We start from the raw sequence: 19,276 nt of genomic DNA on the forward strand, positions 1-19,276 counted from the left end.
GACGGTGTTCCGGCAATGAGGGTTTTCCCTCAACGAGGACATGCCCGGGAACCTGCAAACCCTCAAGAGCGTCGTTAAATGGCAGAATCCCCGCAATTGATCATTTCGGAGACCCACAATGCTTCGCCTGTTTGAACAACGGCTCGACCCCTTCCCGCCCGACGAAGCGCCGCCACCGCCGGTCGGTCTGGCGCGATTCCTGTGGGCCTGCACCCGCGGTGCTCGCGGTTATATCCTCGCGCTGGCGCTGCTCAGTGCCGGTGTGTCGATCTACGAAGCCTGGTTGTTTTCCTTTCTCGGTCAGGTCGTGGACCTGCTCTCGACCTGGCAGGCCGGCGGCGATGTGAATGGCCAGGAGAGCCGCGTGCTGTGGGGCATCGGCATCGTATTGCTGACCAGCGTCGGGCTGGTGGCGCTGCGCACTATGGTTCAGCACCAGGTGTTGGCGATCAATCTGCCGCTGCGCCTGCGCTGGGATTTCCATCGGCTGATGCTGCGGCAGAGCCTTTCGTTCTTTTCCGACGAGTTCTCCGGCCGGGTCACGACCAAGGTGATGCAGACGGCGCTGGCCGTGCGCGAGGTGCTGTTCACCGTCATCGAGATCGCACCGGGCATCGGCGTTTATTTCATTGCGATCATCGCCCTGGCCGGCGGTTTCGCCCTGAAACTCATGCTGCCGTTCATTGCCTGGGTCGCGCTGTTCGGGCTGGCGATGCTGTATTTCGTGCCACGCCTGGGCCAGGTCGGCCAGGAACAGGCCCATGCACGGTCATCGATGACAGGCCGGGTTTCGGACGCCTACACCAACATCACCACGGTGAAACTGTTCTCCCACTCCAAACGTGAAGCGCATTTTGCGCGGGCGGCAATGGAGGATTTCAAGCAGACCGGTTTCCGCCAGATGCGACTGGTCAGCCAGTTCGAAATCGTCAATCAGGCGCTGGTCGTCGGGCTGATCATGGGCGCCGGTGGCTACGCCTTGTGGCTGTGGCATCAGGGTGAAGTCGGCACCGGCGCGGTAGCGGCGATAACGGCCATGGCGTTGCGCATCAATGGCATGTCGCACTGGATCATGTGGCAGATGACGTCGCTGTTCGAAAACATCGGCACCGTGCAGGACGGCATGGACACCCTGACCCGTGGCCCCAAGGTGCAGGATGCGCCGGACGCCGGCGTGCTGGTGCCTTCCGGCGGTGCGGTGACTTTCGACAACGTCAGTTTCAATTACAACGGCGAACGTCAGGTACTCGACGGCTTGAGCCTGAGCATCCAGCCGGGGGAGAAAATCGGTCTGGTGGGCCGCTCCGGTGCCGGCAAATCCACGCTAATCAACCTGCTGCTGCGCTTCTATGACGTGGATCGCGGCGAGATTCGCATCGACGGGCAAAACATCGCGCATGTAACACAGGACAGCCTGCGCAGCGCGATCGGCATGGTCACTCAGGACACGTCCCTGCTGCACCGCTCCATTCGCGACAACATCGCCTACGGCCGACCGGACGCGACCGACGCGCAGATCCAGCGCGCGGCGGCCAACGCCCAGGCCGACGGTTTCATCAACCAGCTCAGCGACCGTCAGGGCCACACCGGCTACGACACGCTGGTGGGCGAACGCGGCATCAAGCTTTCCGGTGGCCAGCGCCAACGCATCGCCATCGCCCGGGTGATGCTCAAGAACGCTCCGATCCTTCTACTGGACGAAGCTACCAGCGCGCTGGATTCCGAAGTCGAAGTCGCCATCCAGGAAAGCCTCGATGAAATGATGCAGGGCAAGACTGTGATCGCCATCGCCCATCGACTGTCGACGATTGCGGCGATGGATCGACTGATTGTCATGGATGAGGGACGGATCATCGAGCAAGGCACCCACTCCGAACTGCTGGCGAAAAACGGCACCTACGCGCGGCTGTGGCAGCATCAGAGTGGCGGGTTTCTGGGTGAGGATCAGGGCGTGGCCGAGGCGATGGATCAGGCGTGAGTCCTTTGATCAGCCCCGCGATAACGATTGCGGGGCTGATCGCCGCTGAGAGGATTAGGCAAGGCTCAAAGACAAACCGGCATAGGTGAACGATTTCTCGCTGGCTACCATGACGTCACACCTGATTCGTGGAGCCCGTCATGACCACCACCAAAACCCTCTTCATCACCGGCGTCAGCAGCGGCTTCGGTCACGCGCTGGCCAAGGAAGCACTGGCCGCCGGTCACCGCGTCATCGGCACCGTGCGCAGCGAAGCCGACCTGCAAGCCTTTCAGGCGCTGTCTATCGACAACGCGTACGGCGTGCTGCTGGATGTCACGGATTTCGATCGGATCGAGAGCGTCGTGGCGACCGTCGAAGCAACCCACGGCCCGGTCGATGTGCTGATCAACAACGCCGGCTACGGGCACGAAGGCATTTTCGAAGAATCGCCGCTGGAGGACATGCGCCGCCAGTTCGACGTGAATGTGTTTGGCGCGGTCGCCGTGACCAAGGCGTTTGTGCCGTTCTTTCGCCAGCGGCGGGCCGGCCATATTCTCAATATCACGTCGATGGGCGGCACGATCACGATGCCGGGTATCGCGTACTACTGCGGCAGCAAGTTTGCGCTCGAAGGCATCTCCGATACCCTGAGCAAGGAAATGGCGCCGTTCAATATCTTCGTGACCGCCGTCGCACCAGGTTCATTTCGGACCGACTGGGCCGGTCGCTCGATGCAGCGCACGCCCCGCAGCATTGGCGATTATGACGCCAGCTTCGATCCGGTGCGCAAGGCGCGCGAAGACAAGAGCGGCAAGCAGCTCGGCGATCCGCGCAAAGCGGCGCAGGCGATGTTGCAGATCATCGCCTGCCCTGCTCCGCCAGCACATCTGTTGTTGGGCAGCGATGCATTGAGCCTGGTGCGCGACAAGCTGAAACGCGCCGCCAGCGAGATCGACCAATGGGAAGCGCTGACCCGCTCCACCGACCATTGAACGGCCCACAGAGAGAACGCAATGAAACAGGCCGACCCAAACACTTCGCGCATGGTGCAGCTCATGGAAAAGCTGGCACCGGTCGAGGGCTACAACCTCAGCGCGCTGGAGGGCGTGCGCTTTTTGCGCTCGAACCGGCCACTGACCCGCACACCGGTGCTGTATGACCCCGGCATCGTGATTCTCTGTCAGGGCCGGAAGCGCGGGTATCTGGGCGATGACGTCTACGTCTATGACGCCCAGCATTACCTGGTGGTGTCGGTTCCGATCCCCTTCACCATGGAGACCGATGCCTCTGAAGACGAGCCAATGCTCGCGATCTATATGCAGCTCGATTTCCAGGTGGCCAGCGAGTTGATGCAGCAGGTGGATGAGGTTCACGGCCCGAGTGACGCGCCACCCAAGGGCATGTTCGCCTCGCCGATGGACGACCGCCTGCGCGCATCGACACTGCGTTTTCTCAAAGCCATGAGTATTGAGGGTGAGGCGCAGATATTGGGGCCAGCGCTGTTGCGGGAAATCTACTACCGCATTCTGACTGGCGAACAAGGCGGCTCGATGCGCGCCGCACTCAATCGACAAGGGCACTTCGGCAAGGTGACGCGGGCGATCCGCAAGATCCACAGCAGCTATCAGGAGCGCCTGGACGTCGAGCAACTGGCCCGCGAAGCGAGCATGAGCGTGCCCAGTTTTCACCTGCACTTTCGCAGCGTGACGGACGCATCACCCATGCAATACCTGAAGTCGACGCGACTGCATCAGGCGCGACTTTTGATGTTGCGCCACGCCATGACGGCGTCAGCAGCGGCGTTCAGTGTTGGCTATGAAAGCGCTTCGCAATTCAGCCGCGAATTCAAACGGTTCTTTGGCAGGACACCGCAGGCGGAGATCGAGTGGATGAAGGCAACGTATGCGTTGCCTGCGCCGACCTCGCCTTCGGTTTATGTTTCGTCGCACTGATCGCCTTCAGCCTGCGTTCACAGCGCGTCGAACCCGCGCTGCAGATCCTCGATCAACGCCTCGACATCCTCCAGCCCGACGTGCAGCCGCAGTACCGAACCTGCACCACGACTTTCCAGCCCGTCGGCCACCGTGATCAGACTCTCGTAACCGCCCCACGACGCGCCCAGCCCGAACAGCTGGAGTGAATCGATGAAGCGCTCCAGCCGGTCAGCCCCGGCGTGATTCAACTCGAACGACAACAGCCCATTGCTGCCCTTGAAGTCACGCTGCCACAACGCGTGCCCTGGATGGTCGGCCAGCGCCGGATGAAAGACCCGTTTCACCGCCGGGTGCGCCTGCAACCAGTGGGCGATCTGCAGCGCCTGACGCTCGTGAACGTCCATGCGCGATGCCAGCGTTCGCGCGCCGCGCAGCACCAGGTACGCATCGTCAGGGCTGACGGTGGCGCCCGTGGTATCGCTCATCGCCGCCAGGGATTGCCAGACTTCTTCGCGGGTGCAGACGCTGCCCATGACCACGTCGCTGTGACCGCACAGGTATTTGGTCAGCGCCATGATGGAAATGTCCGCGCCCAGCGCCAGTGGCCGGTACAGGTAGCCAGAACCCCAGGTGTTGTCGACGGCCAGCAGAATGTCGCGGGATTTGCACAGGCTCGCGATGGCCGGCAAGTCGCACAGTTCATAGAGCAGAGATCCCGGGACTTCGGTGTAGACCATTCGGGTATTGGCTTGCAGCAGCCCCGGTAGCGTGTGACCGTCGGCTGCGAAATAGCCGACCTGAATGCCGAACGGTTCCAGCAGATCCCGGGCCAGCCGCCGCACGGGTGCATAGACCGCTTCGGTGATCAGCACATGATCGCCCGGACGCAGATACGCCAGGAACGTCTGCGCCACGGCTGCCAGCCCGGTGCTGAACAGGCGCGTGCGATAGCCGCCTTCCAGCTCCGTGACCAGATCCTCGAGGGCAAACGCCGTGGGATTGCCGCGAGCGCCGTAACTCAGGACCCGTTCCGTATCGCGCCGTTGGCGGGCGTCGCGCATCTGCGCCAAATTGTCGAACAGCACTGTGCTCAGGCGCGTGACCGGAACATTGACCGAGCGGGCGCCGCTGCCGTGCCCGGTGCGCGCCGAATGAATCAGCCGGGTGCGCACGCGCCCATCGTCGTTTGTTGTCAGCGGTTTCAGGCTGGTGATTTCCTCGTGGCTCATTTGCGCCAGCAGGCCGATTTCCCAGGCCAGGTATTGGCGCGCCGCGTCCTTGTTGCCGGAGTGGCGGTCGTGAGTGAAGAACAGAAAGTCGATGCAATCCTGATCCGCCAGCGTGTCGGCACCTTCCCGCAGCGCACCGCCCGCCGCCTGCCAGGCCGGCAGTCCGCCGTCCAGCAAACGGACCTGGGCGCGCTGGGACGCTGGCAACTCCAGCGTCGCGATCGCTGCCAGCAGCGGATCATCGGCCAGCAGCACCAAAGGACGCGTCTCCCCGGCCAAGGCATCGGCGAGCAATGGACGGATCGACCAGCGCGATCCGGGCACGTGGCCCTTGCGATACGCCATGCTAGGGCGCAGATCCACCAGCACCGCCGCCTCGTCTTTCAGCGCATCGGCCAATGCCTGTGCGCTGATCAGCGGCAACGCCGCCGGTGTGTCGACGATATCTGCGGTCAACGCCAGACCGCTCTCGGTCCCGCCGGCCAGCACATAGGCCTCGTGTCCCAACTGCCGCAACCAGCTGGCAACGATCGGCGCACGCACGCCGTCGCTGTCGAACAGCACCACCCGCGCCCGGCGTACGCCAATGTACAGATCGGTGGATTGCACCAGTTGCCCGCCCGGTGTGTGCTGCGCCCCCGGCAGACTGCCCTGGGCAAACTCTTCGGCGGTGCGCACATCGCATAAAAACAGACTGCGCCCGGCCTCCCCGGCCCAGCGCTCGACCTCGGCGGCGGTGACGGTTTTCACCCCCACCCGCTGCGCCAGACGGGTGGCCGCCAGACGCCGCTCTTCCAGCCCCTGCGAGGACACTTCATCGGCATAGCGCCGGGCGCTGCCGTGCTCCAGCCGCAGATCCTCCAGATACCAGCCCTGCGTGCCGTTTTCCAGGGCATACACCGGGTTCTTCAGGCCCAGATTGATCAGGGTCTGGGCGCCGATGATGCTGCGGGTACGCCCGGCGCAGTTGACCACGATCGGCGTGCTGTCATCGGGAATCAGGTCATGAACGCGATAGCCCAGTTCACCGTTCGGGCAGCAGATGGCACCGGGAATGGTCATCTTGCGGTACTCCTCGAACGGCCGGCCGTCGAGCATCACCAGCGGCACGCCTCGGGCCTGCCATTCGGCCAGTTGCTGCGCCGTGACATGCGGCGTGTGGCTGGCCTCCTCGACGAGTTCACCGAACGCCTTGGACGGCACGTGCACACCGGCAAACAGTTGATAGCCCGCCGCTTGCCAACCGTCGGCGCCTCCCGCCAACCAGTGCACGTCGTCATAGCCCAACCCTTGCAGCACCTGCGCGCAACGGGCCGCCAGCGGGCCGCCATCCTGGTCGTAGATCACCAGCCGCACGCGCGGATTCGGCGCCAGTCGCGCCACCTCCAGTTCCAGTCGGCTGAAGGGCAGGCTCACCCCGAAAAACAGATGAGCTTCGCCATACTGGCCGTGCTCGCGCACATCAAACAGGGCAATTTCCTGCCCGTCGAACAGCCATTGCTGCAACTGCTGCGGGGTTACGGTCTGGCTCATGGGAGTCCCGTCTAAAAATCGATTATTGAAGCGCCAGGGAGCGCTCGTTGGCTGCGATGTCCCGGCCTTGGGCATAGGCGCGCCGGATCGCCGGGCGTTGTTTGAGGCGCTCGCGCCAGGCGTGAATCTGCGGGTAATGCGCCAGGTCCTGGCCTTGGCGCTGCGGCTGAATCCACGGGAAGATCGCCATGTCGGCGATGGAGTACTCACCGGCCACGTACGGCACTTCAGACAACCGCCGCTCCAGCACGCCGTACAAACGCGTTGCCTCGCCAGTCAGCAGATCCAGGGCAAACACCTGCGGTTGCGGCGCCTTCTCCCTGAACAGCTGCAACTGACTCAGGTACGGCGTGACGTGCCCCACTTGCCAGAACAGCCATTCCTGAACCTTCTGGCGCTCGGCAGTGCCCGCCGCTGGCAGAAACCGCCCCGCCTTGTCGGCCAGATAATTGAGGATGGCACCGGACTCGAACAGACTCAGCGGCTCGCTCAAGCCGTGAGGCGCATGATCGACAATCGCCGGAATCCGCCCGTTGGCGCTGATGCGCTGGAACGCCGCCTGCTTCTGTTCACCCTCACGGATGTTGATCGGCAGCACGCGGTATTCCAGCCCCAGTTCTTCCAGCAGAATGCCGATTTTCAAACCGTTGCCGGTCGGCCAGTAATACAGGTCGATCATGCGTAGGCCTTGATCGAAGGTGCCATTTGCGAGGCGTTGTAATTGAGAATGCGCCCGTCGGCCTCGACGCCGTAGCGCCCGTTGAGGGATTCCAGCGGCAAGCCGTAGAGATGGAAATGCAGGGTCGGCTGCTCGCCATCGACACGAATCCCGTGCAAGTCCTCACCGAGGAACGAGATCGAAGTGCCGGGCTGCACAACGACTTCCCGCTGCAGGTGCAAGGTGGTGAAACCGGGCTCGCGGCCCTCGTCGCTGCGGGCGTAGACGTAGTTGATTTCCTGGCCTTCGATGGCGCTGATGATCGCCCAGGTTTCGTGGTTGTGGGGGATGGTGCTTTTGCCCGGCAGCAGCGAGTTCAGGTACAGCGTCGGTGTGTCGCCGTCGTCATTGAGACGGTAGCGGAACGCGGTGCTGCCCTGCCCCGGCACCGGCGCCGGGAATTCATCGAAATTGAACAGGTCGCGGCGCTCGGCGAGCGCTTCCAGCAGGCTGACGATTTCGCCCAGCGCAGCGCGGTCGACGCCCCGTTGATGGATAACGCGGACTTTCTTCAGGAAGTCCTCGATGACGTCGGCACGGTTCACGGTACTCATAAACATCTCCTCGGGGTCAGACGGACAGGCTGTAGCGGCTGAGGTTGGTCAACAGATAAGGATCATTGGCAAGCGCCGGGCGCCGGCCCGGATCACCCAGGGCGTGGCGCAAAAAGGTCTGGGTCCGTTCACTGACGGGGTGCTGAAAAATCTGCGCGGCACTGCCGTGCTCGACGATGACCCCGTTCTCGGTGAAATAGACGACATCGCTGATTTCCTCGGCAAAGCGCATCTCGTGGGTCACCAGCACACAGGTCATGCCTTCTTCGGTCAGTTCGCGAATCACCGTCAGCACCTCGCCGACCGTTTCCGGATCGAGGGCCGAGGTCACTTCATCGAACAGAATCAGTTCCGGACGCATCGCCAGAGCCCGGGCAATTGCCACGCGCTGTTGTTGGCCACCGGACAGCTGGCCGGGATAGGCATCGGCCTTGTGCTCCAGACGCACTTTGGCCAGCAAGGCACGCGCGTCCTTCTCGGCGTCGACCCGATTGCGCCCCAACACTTTGCGTGGCGCCACCACCAGGTTTTCCAGCACCGACAGATGCGGGAACAGGTTGTACTGCTGGAACACGAACCCCACGCGCTTGCGCAGTTCGATGCGCTGCGCTTCCTGCTTCAGGGTGTGAACGTCGGTGGAGCCGACACGGATGCTGCCGCGCTGGGGCTGCAACAACCCGGTGATGCAGCGCAGGATGGTCGACTTGCCGGAACCCGACGGGCCGATGATCGACACCGCCTGGCCGCGATGCACCTCCAGATCGATGCCCTTGAGCACCGGGTTGCCACTGAACGACAGGTGCAAATCCCGCAGGCGGACCAGCGGCTCGCCGACGGTTTCAATAGAAGGCATAACGTCGCTCCAGGCGTCGGGTGAGTCGGGAAATCGGGTAGCAATAGGCGAAGAACAGCGCGAGCAGGCTGAGGTAGATCAGCACGGTAAAACCGGTCATGTTCACCGTGTTGCTGGCGATCTGCGCGGTGTCGATCACGTCATGCACGCCCACCAGCGAAGCCAGCGCCGTGCCCATGGTGATCACCGCGTACAGGTTCATCCACGGCGGCAGCATGCGTTTGAAACACTGCGGCAGGATGATCGAACGGAAGATCTGCCCTCGGGTGAAGGCCAGCGAACGGGCCGCTTCCCACTGGGTGGCCGGGATCGACGCCACGGCGCCGCGAAAGATTTCCGCGACGTTGGCGCTGGCTGGCAGCGCAAGGCCGAGGGTGACCTTGACCCAGTCCGGAAACGACACGTATGTACCGGCGATACGGACCTCGAACGGAAAAACATAGGTGGTGAAATAGATCAGCACCAGCCACGGCGCATTGCGAAACACCTGCACCCAGATCTGTGCCGGCAGACGCATCAGGCGCAGCGGCGACAAGGCCAGAGCCCCCACCAGCAGCCCCAGCAGCGAGCCCAGCCCGATGGCCACCAGGCTGATCAGAATGTTCTGCGCGAAGCCCGCCGCCAGTGCCGGCGACCATTGCAGCAAGGCCTTGAGCACCGGGTTCTGCGCGCCGAAATACAGCAGCGCCAGAGCGACGCCTGCCAGTATCAACAGCTTGCCGAGGTGTCGGCGCGGCTGGTTCGTCATTGCAGTGACGGACGATTCAATGGCCATAACCGGGCATCCTCAGGCGCGCTTCGAGGTAGCGCCCCACGCAATTGACGATAAAACTCAGCAGGCCGAAAAAGCTCAGGATCAGGATCATCAGCTCCAGCACGTTGTCGCTCTGGGTCCAGATCATGATTGCCGCATAGGTGATGTCACCCACGGCGATGGCCGATGCCACGGCCGTCATCTTCACCAGGTCGATCAGGTTGTTGATCAGCGACGGCAGGGAAAAACGCAGGGCCAGCGGCAGTTGCACATTCCACAACAACTGCCGACTGCTGAAGGCCAGTGAACTGGCCGCTTCCAGTGTCACCGCCGGCACCGCCTCGATGCCGGCGCGCAAGGCTTCGGCATGGAACGCGCCCTTGTGCAGGGAGATCACGATCACCACCCAGGCAAACGGCGTCAGCGGATTGGCCGCACCTACCGCCTGGGTCAGCAGCATGTTCAACACCAGGAAGGCGCAATACAGCTGCACCAGCGTCGGTGTGTTGCGGGTGACTTCGACGAAGATTCGCGCCGGTGTCGCCAGCCACGGTTTGCCCGACGTGAGCATCGCTGCCAGTCCGACCCCGGCCAGCAAACTGCCAACGATGGTGAACGCGCACAGCATCACCGTAGTCAGCGCACCTTGCCCGAGAGATCCACGTTGGTAGGCATCCAGCAGAAAGCTGTAGTTCAGCCCCAGCCCCGCCGTCCAGTGAACGAAAAGTTCCAGCCAGTGAGTCATGGCTCGCTCCGTAGCTGGGCGCAGGCATTAGCGATTCGTCGCCCCGCTTCGACGACGCTGTCGGTGGCCGTGGCGATGGACAGGCGAAACCACGGCGACAGGCCATAGGCACTGCCCGCCACACCCGCAACGCCCTCCTCCAGCAGATAGTCGACGACATCGGCGTCGCTGATCAGCCGTTGCCCGTCAGGGCGATAGCGTCCGATCAACCCGGCGCAACGGACAAACACGAAGAAGCCGCCCTGCGGTTCCAGCACCTGCAGACCGTCGACCGGGCGCAGCGCGTCGAGCAACAGATCCCGTCGCAATTGATAAGCCTCGACCTGCGACGGCAGGAACCCCAGGCCGCCATCCAGCGCCGCCAGTGCAGCGGCCTGGCCCACCGACGACGCGCCGGACGTGGATTGCGATTGCACCACTGTCATGGCCGTTGTCAGATCCTGCGGCCCGGCGCCGAAGCCGACGCGCCAGCCGGTCATGGCGTAGGTTTTCGAAACGCCACCGACCAGAAGGCAACGATCTTGCAGATCCGGCGCAACGTTGAGCAGATTCAGCGCCGATCGGTCATCGAAACGAATGTGTTCGTAGAGCTCATCCAGCAGGATCAGCACTTGCGGATGCCGCCTCAACACTTCGGCAAGCGCTTGCAATTCAGCCTCGGTGTAAACCGCACCGCTGGGATTGCCTGGTCCGTTGAGAATCAGCCAGCGGGTACGCTCGCCGATGTGTTGTTCGAGCTGCGCAGCCCTCAGCTTGCAGCCCTGCTCCAGCGGGCATTCGATGAACACCGGCTCGCCACCGTTGAACCGTACGCTGTCCGGAAACGACGGCCAGTACGGAGTTGGCACCAGCACTTGATCGCCGTCGTCGAGGGTGGCGGCGAAGGCATTGAAGATGATCTGCTTGGCGCCGTTGGCAATCACGATCGAGGGCAGCGGATAGCTCAGGCGGTTTTCCCGTTCGAGCTTGCGTTGCACCGCCAGGCGCAGGGCTTTGACGCCGGGCGTCGGGGTGTATTTGGTGGCGCCGGCGGCAATCGCTGTGCAAGCGGCCTGCTTGATGTGTTCTGGCGTGTCGAAATCCGGCTCGCCAGTGGTCAGGTCGAGAATGTCGCGACCGCTGTCACGCAGCTCGGTCGCGCGGGATTTGGCTGCCGCGTTGGCTGACAGCGAGACGCGCTGCACGCGTTTGGAGAGACGGAGCGTCATGAGCCGTGCACCTCGATGACTTTGCCCGGATTGAGCAGGTTCTTCGGGTCCAGCGCCTGCTTGATCCGACGCATCAGATCCAGCTCCACCGGGCTTTTGTAACGCGTCAGCAGGTCGCGCTTGCGCTGGCCGATTCCGTGCTCCGCGCTGATCGAGCCGCCATGGGCGTGGGCGCTGTCGTGCACAAGCAGACTCAGCGCGGCGTAATGGGCCATGTGTTCATCGACGGTCGAATGCAGCGGATGAGCGACGTTGTAATGCAGGTTGCCATCGCCCAGATGACCGAAGGTGAAGTGCCGCACGCCGGGAAATTCTGTCTGCAACAGCGCATCGGTGTGGGCGACGAAATCCACGACTTTCGAAATGGGTACCGAGATGTCGTGCTTCATGTTGCGCCCGGCGCGCTTCTGCGCCTCGCTCATGTTCTCCCGCAATAGCCACAGGGCCTGACTCTGAGCCAGACTTTCGGCAATCAGTGCATTGGCCAGCAGGCCTTGTTCGAAGGCCTCGCCCAGCACGCTTTCAAAGGCTTCGCGGGCCTGCGTTTCGCCGCGATTGTCGGAGAGTTCGAGCAGCGCAAACCAAGGCTGTACAGCGCCGAGAAAAGGTTGCGGCGCTTCGGGAAACTGCTCGCGCAACAACGCCAGGCAATCGGCGTTGAGCAACTCGAATGCGGTGAGCCCGGCGCCGAATCCGGCGCGGGCGTGGGAAAGAAATTCCACCGCTTGCGCCAGCGAATCGAACGCAAGAAAAGCTGTCGCTTGTGCCTCGGGCAGCGGGAACAGTTTCAGGGTTGCGGCGGTGATGATGCCGAGGGTGCCTTCGCTGCCGATGTACAAATCCCGCAAGTCGTAGCCGGTATTGTCCTTGCGCAATCCACGCAGGCCATGCCAGATCTCGCCCTCGGCCGTCACCACTTCCAGCCCGAGAGTCAGCTCACGGGTGTTGCCGTAACGCAGAACAGCCGTGCCGCCGGCGTTGGTGCCCAGGTTGCCGCCAATCGTGCAACTGCCCTCGGCACCCAGGCTCAGGGGAAACAACCGCCCTGCTTCCTGCGCGGCCTGTTGCACGTGTTGCAAAATGCAGCCGGCCTCGACGGTCAGCGTGTCGTTGTCGGTGTCCACCGCGCGCACTCGATTCAAGCGATCGAGCAACAGCAACACCGCGCGCCCGCTGGCATCCGGCGTCGCCGCCCCCATCAGACCGGTGTTGCCGCCCTGGACCACGATCGGTGCGTCGGCCGCAACACAGGCCCGCACCACCGCCGCAACCTCTTCGGTATTGCCCGGGTGCACTGCCGCGATCACCGAGCCCACGTAGCGCCCCTGCTTGTCGGTCAAGAACGCCGTCGCCTCTTCATTGCGCTGCACGTGACGGTCGCCGAGCAGTTGCTGCAACTGCGCAAACAGAACTTCACTCATGGCTGCGCCGCCAGCGGCTGAGCGTTGCGATATTGCTCGTGCAAGTCGCGCAAGGCCTGGGACGGCGCCATGCCGGTGCGTTCACCTAATGCAATCAGCCAGCCGCTGCGGTGCCAGTCGCGCACGATGGCATCGAGTTTCGCCTGAGTGTCGTGCTCGCCCTTGCGCAGCCAGATCACCGAGTTGGAGGGAATCAGATCATTGGGCAGCGGGATTTCATAACCGGCCCATTCGGCATCGCCGAGCAAGGCGTGCATGGTCGGGCTGACGTGCACCGCCGCCACACAGCCGTTGCCGCGCAGCGACAGCAACGATTCGGACTGGCTGCGGAACGCCTTGATCTGCGCACCGTAGGTTTCCTGCAACGGTTTGATGAAGTTGCTGCCCTGGGACACGCACACCGGTTTGTCTTTCAGGTCGGCCCACTGCGTGATGCCTGCCCCTTTGCGGATCAGTGCCGCCCCGCCCACTTCCTCGTAGGGCGTCGGCACGTAGTCGAGAATTTCTGCTCGCTCATCGGTGAACTGCATGTTGGCGATCAGGATGTCGACCTTGCCCTGCTGCAGAAACTGCACCCGGTTCGGCGCGAGCACCGACACCGTTTTCGCTTCCACACCCAAAGCCTTGGCCACGCCCTTGGCCAGTTCGACGTTGTAGCCCAGATGCTCGCCGGTCTTGGGATCAATCGTGCCGAACGGCGGGCCGCTGAGGATGACCCCGACGCTGATTTCGTGGCGTTGCCGGATCTTGTCCAGCGTGGCATCCGCCCGGACAGCGCTGGCGCCCAAGGCAACCAGCGCGCCGAGGCAAAACGTGGTCAGGGCTTTAGCGGAAAAATGACGTTTCATGCACGGCTACCTTGGACAACCGTCGTGCGACACGACGGTCGGGTGAGAACGCTGAGGAAGGGACATCAGGCCCCGTTGGCTTGAAACTGCTTTTGCAGTTCGACCAGCGCCGGTGACGCGGGTGTGATGTGATTGCGGGTCTGGGCGTCGATCAGCCAGCCGCTGCGGTGCAGGCCTTTGATGATCGGATCGAGCCGGGCCTGGGTGTCGCTTTCGCCGCGACGGGTCCAGACCACCGACGGGGCCGGATTGAGTTCCGGGGTGATGGTGCGATAGCCCTGCCATTCGGCACTGTCGGCAATCAGCGGATTGACCAGTGTGGCGTCATGCACGGCTGCCACGCAGTTGTTGCCGCGCAGCGCGAGCAAGGATTCGGAAGAGCTTTTGAAAGCCTTCAGTTCGACCCCCAGTTCAGTCAGCGGCTTGATGTAGCTGCTGCCCTGGGAAGTGCAGACCGGTTGGCCCTTGAGGTCTTCCCAGCGAGTGATCTTGCTGTCCTTGAGTACCGCCGCGGTGCCGCCGACGCGGTAGAACGGCGTCGGCACGAAACCAAGGATTTCACCGCGCTCGGCGGTCCATTCCATGTTCGCGATCAGCAGATCAACCTTGCCCTGCTGCAGGAACTGCACGCGGTTGGCCGGCAGCACCGGCACCAGCTGAACCTCTGCGCCCAACTGACGACCCAGTTCCTGAGCCAACTCTACGTTGAGGCCGCGTGGTTTCTGCGTGGCTGGATCGATGCCACCAAATGGTCCGCCCGACAGCAGCACGCCGACGGCCAGCACGTGGCGTTGCTCGATCTTGTCCAGCGTCGCATCCGCCCGGGCACCGGCGGCGGCCATGCAAGCCAGGGTGCCCAGCATCACAGGCAACAGGCGTTTTACAAAGGTGTGCTTGGGCAACATGGACTTCCCCCTCATGGATGATCGGTGTTTCCCGATCTGACAGGGGGCATCGTAGGTAGCGCGATGAGGCAACGGAAATGCAAAGATCTAATATCGTTATAACTTGTAGCTCAGCCGATGGGAGAAAATCATCAGAACCTCTTATTTTATTAGGCCTGTAAACCATCCAGTCGAAATCCGCACCGCCAACACATAACATCGCTTTATGTTTATGTTTACACTGCTGATGTAAACCCCGCCCGGAACCGAGCCATGTCGACACTCGATCTCGAACTGCTGCGCACTTTCATTGCCGTGGTCGATCACCACAGCTTCGCCGAGGCCGGCGCGCAACTGGCGCGCACCCAAGCTTCCGTCACTCAACACATGCAACGGCTGGAGCAACAGGTCGGCGTGAGTCTGTTCGAAAAACGCGGCCGGCAAAAACACCTCACCGAGCCCGGCTTGCAGCTGTTGCGCCACGCCAGACAGATGCTGTCGCTCAACGACGATGCCTTGAGTTCATTGCGCGAAAGCAGCCTGAGCGGCGTGCTGCGGATTGGCTCGCCTCATGACATTGCGGACACCATCCTGCCGCCGATCCTCAGCCACATCGCCCGCTCGGCGCCGCGACTGCGCCTGGAAATCGACGTCGGGCGCAGCCCGTTTCTGATGGAAGATCTGCACCGCGGGAAAGTCGACATGGTGATATCCACCCGCAATGACGCCAGTCTCGAAGGCTTCGCCCTGCGCACGTCGCCGGTGTGGTGGATCTGTTCGGCGCAATACATCCACACGCCGGGCGAACCGTTGCCGCTGATTCTGGTGGATGAACCGAGCATCTACCGACGCTATGCACTGGAAGCACTGGAACGCGCCAACATTCCCTGGCGCCAGGCTTACCTGGCGTCGAACCTGATCGGCATCAAGGCTGCCACCCGCGCCGGGCTGGGCGTCACCCCGCGCAGCATGGAAATGCTCGGCCCGGACATGCGCGTCCTTGGAGAAAACGATGGTTTGCCCAGACTGCCCGATGTGACGTATCACCTGTGGATCAGACCCAATACCGTAAACCCGCTGGTGCGGCGGGCGTATGAGCTGATCCGGAGCAGTCGCGGTCTTTAGCCCTGTCCAACGTGCAGCGCTACTGCCAGGCCGGTTCAGCCACCGCGATCTGGTTGCGGCCCAGGGCCTTGGCTCGATACAAGGCCTTGTCGGCATTGTTCATCAGGCTGTGCAGGTCCGAGTCTTCGTTCTGCATCGAAGCGACGCCCAGGCTCGCGGTGATGCGATGAACCGGGCCCGTCATGATCCTGGGCATGGTCACGATCAGGTTTTCCAGCAGCTCCACCGCCACCTCGATCGAGGTGTCCGGAAGCAGGATCGCGAACTCTTCGCCACCCAACCGGCCATGCACATCAGTGTCCCGAAAGTACGTACAGATGATGCTCCCCATCTGCTGCAGAACACGATCCCCGACCTGATGGCCGTAGGTGTCATTGATGTGTTTGAAGTGGTCCATGTCCAGCATGACGGCACACAGGTTCGACTGGCGCCGCCGGCATTCATCGAACAGTTGCTGCGCCCGCTCGAAAAATGCCCGCCGGTTGTTCAGGCCGGTCAACTCATCGGTCCGCGCGGCAAGCCTTGAGATATTGTGTGCCCGCTCCATTTCCCGGGTCAGGCGAAAGGCGGCCTCCAGCGCTTCGGACATTTTGCGTGTAGCACGGGCGACGAACGAAGCGAAGACCAGGACGGCCAACGCCATGCCCACTTGAAGCGTGGAGGGTTGAAACAGCAGCCAGAACGTACACGGCAGCAACACCAGCGCCATGGAGACCAGTGTCATGTATCGATAGGCCGAATAACAGGACACCGCGCTGACCGACATCCCGACCGTGAAGAGCATGACCAATGCCTGCGCCAACAGGTCGTCGGCCGGCATGATGATCAACGCACCCGCACCCCAGATGCCGGCAGACAGCACCAGGGTCGACCAGTATTTGCGCTCCCAGCGCTTGGGTGTCCGCTCGCTCTCGTCGCTGCGAAACCAGGCGACAAACATCGAAACGCGCAACAACGTAGACGCCGTCAGCAGGCCGAGCCACCAGAAAATACAGGTTTGTTCAAAACGATCCCAACACAGCCCGCAGAGCATGAGCGCGGCCAGGTAGCTGCCGATAACGGCTGAAACGGATTGGCGAAACAACTGATGCAATCGATCAGTGTTGACCTGCTCGTCGATCGAAGCGCCCTGCTCATGCCGAAGATCTGATAATTCCATTCGATCCATCCAAGCCTGACTGCAACACAAACCCGACAAAAGCCCATATCGGCACCGCCCATGGCAACGCCGTCATTAGCAAGAGGCGACAGGATCCCGTCCTGCCGCCTGTTCTGCATCAAATCTCGTGCCTAAACGATTTTCAGCGCCTTGAGAATGATCAGCGTGCTCTCGGCAAACGCTTGAGCCTGCCAGGACAATTCGGCAAGGTTTTCTTCAGCGGTGGTCAGAGCCTTGCCATCCTTGAGGAGACCTTCGCCCTGGCCGCCGATGATGCCCCATGCCAGTTGCGCCCATTCAGCCGGGTGTTTTTTGCCTTGCTTGATCGATATCAGGAACAGCTGCTGGAAGCGGCTGACCGTCACGCCACCACCGGTCACCGGACTCGCCAGGGTCTGAATCTTGTTGCCATACAACGAACGCTTGCACAGCTGCAGGTTGAGGGTATTGCAGCGGGCCTGCACCAGCTTTTCATTCGCTTCGCTCTGACAGGGCGCCACGGCCGCCATGCCGATCAACACGTTGAGGGCCTGCTCCACGTCGCCGTACGTCAACGAGGGCACGAGATCCAGCAAGTGCCGCAAAGTCTTCGGCACATAGGCGTCATCCGCCAGCGCCGCAAGCACCGGGCCATAGATCTCTGCCTGCAACGTGGCTGCGCCTGCCGGACCGGTGACATTGGCCGGCACGCTTTCAGCCGCCTGCAACAGGACGAAGCGCGTGCTCAGCATGCGCTCGCGGTGCTCGGAGGCGGACAGCCTGTTGGCGCCGCGCACATAAAGGTCCCGACGGAAACTCTGGTTCACAAAGTAGTCACGCGCCTGCTCGCGCATGACGGGATGCTCGATACCTTCCAGAAAGTCCATGCCTTCGGCGCTCAGGTTGAGCGGGTCGACGGAGTCCAGCGGCACGGCTGTCGTGGCGTAATCGAGCTTGGCGGGCGCCAGGGCATCAACCACGTCGGTGAAATACATGCAGTTCCAGTCGCGGTTGAAATACTCGTGGGCGACGTACTGGCGGTCCTGGCCCTTGATGCTCTGGAGCTTGGCGTCAAGACCCGGTGCGGAGTTGGCATACTTAGGATTTGCAGCCAGCAGCGCTTCGGAAAATTGCAGCGCAGCGTCGATACGTTGATCAGGACGAGCAGAGGCCTGACTGGCGAAACGGTCGTGCAGGCTGAACAGTTGACGCAACGGTGCCTGAGGCGACCAGCCCGGGAAACAGTTGTAGCTGACGTAGAGCAGACCACCAGGCTTGAGATGACGGCGGACGAACTCGACGATCAACTTGTGGTTATCGCGGCTGACCCAGGTCCAGATACCATGCAGGCTGATGCTGTCGAACTGAGGTAAGTCATGGCGGGCCAGCAACTGCTCGAAGCTGTCGTCATACAGTCGCGCATCGCTGCCCCAGTCTCTGGCCAGGGCGATGGCATGGGACGCCTGACCCGGGTGAAAGTCGGTGCCGACATAGGAACCTGGATTGCCTGCGGCATGGATGTTGATCGAAACGCCCTGACCAAAGCCCAGCTCACAGTGGTAACCGTCGGGACTCTCCAGCGTGGCGAAACCGCGCAGCAGCAGACAATAACGCTGGAAAACCGGATTGATTTCCCGGCTATACCCGTAGGTGTAGCCTTCGTCCGTGAAATATCCCTCGTTCCAGGCATTGCTCATGCGTGCACCCTTTTCTTATATCGGAAGTGAAAGTCGCTCTTATACGGGGTAGTCGTGGCGTATCACAAGCGGAAAAACGTCAGGCAAACGCCTCCTCGATAAACGCCTCCAGCGTTTTTTCTTCGAGGATTTCAATCGAGAAGTGCCCAAAGCGTTTGGGCAGCCAGATGATGCGTGCCCCTGCCGGCGATTGCAGGTGTTCGCGGGACAACGGTTTACCGTTTTCATCTTCTGGTTGCACACCTTCGGCGACCAGTTCGTCGTAGGCTTTTTCGATGTCGGAGGTCGAATAGCAGTGACGGTAGATCATGCCCTCGCCTGCGCTATCCAGAAGCTCCCGCAGATTCCCGGCCAATGGCTGAACCAGCATGAAACGCTCCTGCCCGATCAACGCAATCGCATAACGCACATGCAGACCGCCCCGCTCCCACACCAGCGTCCTGGAGATTCTCGCCTTTAATATTTGCGCGTAGTACGCGCAGGCTTCTTCGAGATTATTGACGAGTACATCGACGTGACTGAACTTGAGTTGCATGGCCTGCCTCCTGCCGAACGGAGGCTCATGGTAACCGTCAACGGGCTCGCTGACGCGAGCAAAAACTTTCCTGCGGGCAAAACAAAACCCCAACTGCTTTCGCAATTGGGGTTTCGGAATTTAATCTTGACGATGACCTA

Annotated in this window: 17 protein-coding genes; 4 read left to right on the forward strand and 13 right to left on the reverse strand. The window is 62.0% G+C overall.

The features are described from left to right. Nucleotides 1-118 precede the first annotated feature (118 nt). The 3 genes from AC1RT4_RS24285 to AC1RT4_RS24295 all read left to right on the forward strand — a co-directional run bounded on the left by AC1RT4_RS24285 (nt 119) and on the right by AC1RT4_RS24295 (nt 3,912). Nucleotides 119-1,978 (forward strand): ABC transporter ATP-binding protein, encoded by a 1,860-nt coding sequence (locus tag AC1RT4_RS24285; RefSeq protein WP_493088446.1) that lies wholly within the window; start codon nt 119-121, stop codon nt 1,976-1,978. 140 nt (nt 1,979-2,118) lie between these two features. Continuing rightward, nucleotides 2,119-2,952, forward strand: a complete 834-nt coding sequence (locus AC1RT4_RS24290) for an oxidoreductase (RefSeq protein WP_493088448.1) — start codon at nt 2,119-2,121, stop codon at nt 2,950-2,952. A gap of 21 nt (nt 2,953-2,973) precedes the next feature. Continuing rightward, nucleotides 2,974-3,912, forward strand: coding sequence for an AraC family transcriptional regulator (locus AC1RT4_RS24295; RefSeq protein ID WP_493088450.1), 939 nt, complete (start codon nt 2,974-2,976; stop codon nt 3,910-3,912). A gap of 17 nt (nt 3,913-3,929) precedes the next feature. On the opposite strand, the gene metC is transcribed toward AC1RT4_RS24295, so the two are convergent. From metC to AC1RT4_RS24345, 10 genes are all read right to left on the reverse strand, one after another. Beyond that, the gene (metC, locus tag AC1RT4_RS24300; protein WP_493088452.1) at nt 3,930-6,656 is read right to left on the reverse strand and encodes a cystathionine beta-lyase; all 2,727 of its coding nucleotides are present in this window, start codon (nt 6,654-6,656) and stop codon (nt 3,930-3,932) included. Between the two features lie 22 nt (nt 6,657-6,678). Continuing rightward, nucleotides 6,679-7,335 (reverse strand): glutathione S-transferase N-terminal domain-containing protein, encoded by a 657-nt coding sequence (locus tag AC1RT4_RS24305; protein WP_493088454.1) that lies wholly within the window; start codon nt 7,333-7,335, stop codon nt 6,679-6,681. Beyond that, nucleotides 7,332-7,928 (reverse strand): cysteine dioxygenase family protein, encoded by a 597-nt coding sequence (locus AC1RT4_RS24310; protein WP_493088457.1) that lies wholly within the window; start codon nt 7,926-7,928, stop codon nt 7,332-7,334. Before AC1RT4_RS24310 ends, AC1RT4_RS24305 begins: the two co-directional genes overlap by 4 nt. Before the next feature lie 16 nt (nt 7,929-7,944). Continuing rightward, nucleotides 7,945-8,781, reverse strand: coding sequence for an amino acid ABC transporter ATP-binding protein (locus AC1RT4_RS24315; protein WP_493088460.1), 837 nt, complete (start codon nt 8,779-8,781; stop codon nt 7,945-7,947). Continuing rightward, the gene (locus AC1RT4_RS24320; RefSeq protein ID WP_493088462.1) at nt 8,768-9,556 is read right to left on the reverse strand and encodes an amino acid ABC transporter permease; all 789 of its coding nucleotides are present in this window, start codon (nt 9,554-9,556) and stop codon (nt 8,768-8,770) included. Before AC1RT4_RS24320 ends, AC1RT4_RS24315 begins: the two co-directional genes overlap by 14 nt. Beyond that, nucleotides 9,546-10,280, reverse strand: coding sequence for an amino acid ABC transporter permease (locus AC1RT4_RS24325; protein WP_493088464.1), 735 nt, complete (start codon nt 10,278-10,280; stop codon nt 9,546-9,548). The genes AC1RT4_RS24320 and AC1RT4_RS24325 overlap by 11 nt, the downstream gene beginning before the upstream one ends. Next, on the reverse strand, nt 10,277-11,488 hold the full coding sequence (locus AC1RT4_RS24330) for an aminotransferase class I/II-fold pyridoxal phosphate-dependent enzyme (protein WP_493088466.1): 1,212 nt from the start codon (nt 11,486-11,488) through the stop codon (nt 10,277-10,279). Before AC1RT4_RS24330 ends, AC1RT4_RS24325 begins: the two co-directional genes overlap by 4 nt. Beyond that, nucleotides 11,485-12,909: an FAD-binding oxidoreductase gene (locus tag AC1RT4_RS24335; protein ID WP_493088468.1), complete on the reverse strand. Its 1,425-nt coding sequence runs from the start codon at nt 12,907-12,909 to the stop codon at nt 11,485-11,487. The genes AC1RT4_RS24330 and AC1RT4_RS24335 overlap by 4 nt, the downstream gene beginning before the upstream one ends. Continuing rightward, nucleotides 12,906-13,757 (reverse strand): transporter substrate-binding domain-containing protein, encoded by an 852-nt coding sequence (locus AC1RT4_RS24340; RefSeq protein ID WP_493088470.1) that lies wholly within the window; start codon nt 13,755-13,757, stop codon nt 12,906-12,908. The genes AC1RT4_RS24335 and AC1RT4_RS24340 overlap by 4 nt, the downstream gene beginning before the upstream one ends. Before the next feature lie 65 nt (nt 13,758-13,822). Beyond that, nucleotides 13,823-14,662, reverse strand: coding sequence for a transporter substrate-binding domain-containing protein (locus tag AC1RT4_RS24345; protein ID WP_493088472.1), 840 nt, complete (start codon nt 14,660-14,662; stop codon nt 13,823-13,825). A gap of 252 nt (nt 14,663-14,914) precedes the next feature. Between AC1RT4_RS24345 and AC1RT4_RS24350 the strand changes: the two genes are divergently transcribed. Next, nucleotides 14,915-15,766, forward strand: coding sequence for a LysR substrate-binding domain-containing protein (locus tag AC1RT4_RS24350; protein ID WP_493088474.1), 852 nt, complete (start codon nt 14,915-14,917; stop codon nt 15,764-15,766). Nucleotides 15,767-15,785: 19 nt separating this feature from the next. Here AC1RT4_RS24350 and AC1RT4_RS24355 read toward each other — a convergent pair whose 3' ends face one another. The 3 genes from AC1RT4_RS24355 to AC1RT4_RS24365 all read right to left on the reverse strand — a co-directional run bounded on the left by AC1RT4_RS24355 (nt 15,786) and on the right by AC1RT4_RS24365 (nt 19,136). Next, nucleotides 15,786-16,925, reverse strand: a complete 1,140-nt coding sequence (locus AC1RT4_RS24355; protein ID WP_493088476.1) for a GGDEF domain-containing protein — start codon at nt 16,923-16,925, stop codon at nt 15,786-15,788. A gap of 131 nt (nt 16,926-17,056) precedes the next feature. Then, nucleotides 17,057-18,601 (reverse strand): methyltransferase regulatory domain-containing protein, encoded by a 1,545-nt coding sequence (locus AC1RT4_RS24360; protein WP_493088478.1) that lies wholly within the window; start codon nt 18,599-18,601, stop codon nt 17,057-17,059. 79 nt (nt 18,602-18,680) lie between these two features. Continuing rightward, nucleotides 18,681-19,136: a VOC family protein gene (locus AC1RT4_RS24365; RefSeq protein WP_493088480.1), complete on the reverse strand. Its 456-nt coding sequence runs from the start codon at nt 19,134-19,136 to the stop codon at nt 18,681-18,683. Nucleotides 19,137-19,276: the final 140 nt, after the last annotated feature.

Source organism: Pseudomonas sp. GW821-FHT11D10 (assembly GCF_058808435.1).

Excerpts from the sequence above, each read along its gene's own strand:
- AC1RT4_RS24285 (WP_493088446.1), top strand. The coding sequence starts at position 119 with ATGCTTCGCCTGTTTGAACAACGGCTCGACCCCTTCCCGCCCGACGAA.
- AC1RT4_RS24290 (WP_493088448.1), top strand. The coding sequence starts at position 2,119 with ATGACCACCACCAAAACCCTCTTCATCACCGGCGTCAGCAGCGGCTTC.
- AC1RT4_RS24295 (WP_493088450.1), top strand. The coding sequence starts at position 2,974 with ATGAAACAGGCCGACCCAAACACTTCGCGCATGGTGCAGCTCATGGAA.
- metC (WP_493088452.1), bottom strand. The coding sequence starts at position 6,656 with ATGAGCCAGACCGTAACCCCGCAGCAGTTGCAGCAATGGCTGTTCGAC.
- AC1RT4_RS24305 (WP_493088454.1), bottom strand. The coding sequence starts at position 7,335 with ATGATCGACCTGTATTACTGGCCGACCGGCAACGGTTTGAAAATCGGC.
- AC1RT4_RS24310 (WP_493088457.1), bottom strand. The coding sequence starts at position 7,928 with ATGAGTACCGTGAACCGTGCCGACGTCATCGAGGACTTCCTGAAGAAA.
- AC1RT4_RS24315 (WP_493088460.1), bottom strand. The coding sequence starts at position 8,781 with ATGCCTTCTATTGAAACCGTCGGCGAGCCGCTGGTCCGCCTGCGGGAT.
- AC1RT4_RS24320 (WP_493088462.1), bottom strand. The coding sequence starts at position 9,556 with ATGGCCATTGAATCGTCCGTCACTGCAATGACGAACCAGCCGCGCCGA.
- AC1RT4_RS24325 (WP_493088464.1), bottom strand. The coding sequence starts at position 10,280 with ATGACTCACTGGCTGGAACTTTTCGTTCACTGGACGGCGGGGCTGGGG.
- AC1RT4_RS24330 (WP_493088466.1), bottom strand. The coding sequence starts at position 11,488 with ATGACGCTCCGTCTCTCCAAACGCGTGCAGCGCGTCTCGCTGTCAGCC.
- AC1RT4_RS24335 (WP_493088468.1), bottom strand. The coding sequence starts at position 12,909 with ATGAGTGAAGTTCTGTTTGCGCAGTTGCAGCAACTGCTCGGCGACCGT.
- AC1RT4_RS24340 (WP_493088470.1), bottom strand. The coding sequence starts at position 13,757 with ATGAAACGTCATTTTTCCGCTAAAGCCCTGACCACGTTTTGCCTCGGC.
- AC1RT4_RS24345 (WP_493088472.1), bottom strand. The coding sequence starts at position 14,662 with ATGTTGCCCAAGCACACCTTTGTAAAACGCCTGTTGCCTGTGATGCTG.
- AC1RT4_RS24350 (WP_493088474.1), top strand. The coding sequence starts at position 14,915 with ATGTCGACACTCGATCTCGAACTGCTGCGCACTTTCATTGCCGTGGTC.
- AC1RT4_RS24355 (WP_493088476.1), bottom strand. The coding sequence starts at position 16,925 with ATGGAATTATCAGATCTTCGGCATGAGCAGGGCGCTTCGATCGACGAG.
- AC1RT4_RS24360 (WP_493088478.1), bottom strand. The coding sequence starts at position 18,601 with ATGAGCAATGCCTGGAACGAGGGATATTTCACGGACGAAGGCTACACC.
- AC1RT4_RS24365 (WP_493088480.1), bottom strand. The coding sequence starts at position 19,136 with ATGCAACTCAAGTTCAGTCACGTCGATGTACTCGTCAATAATCTCGAA.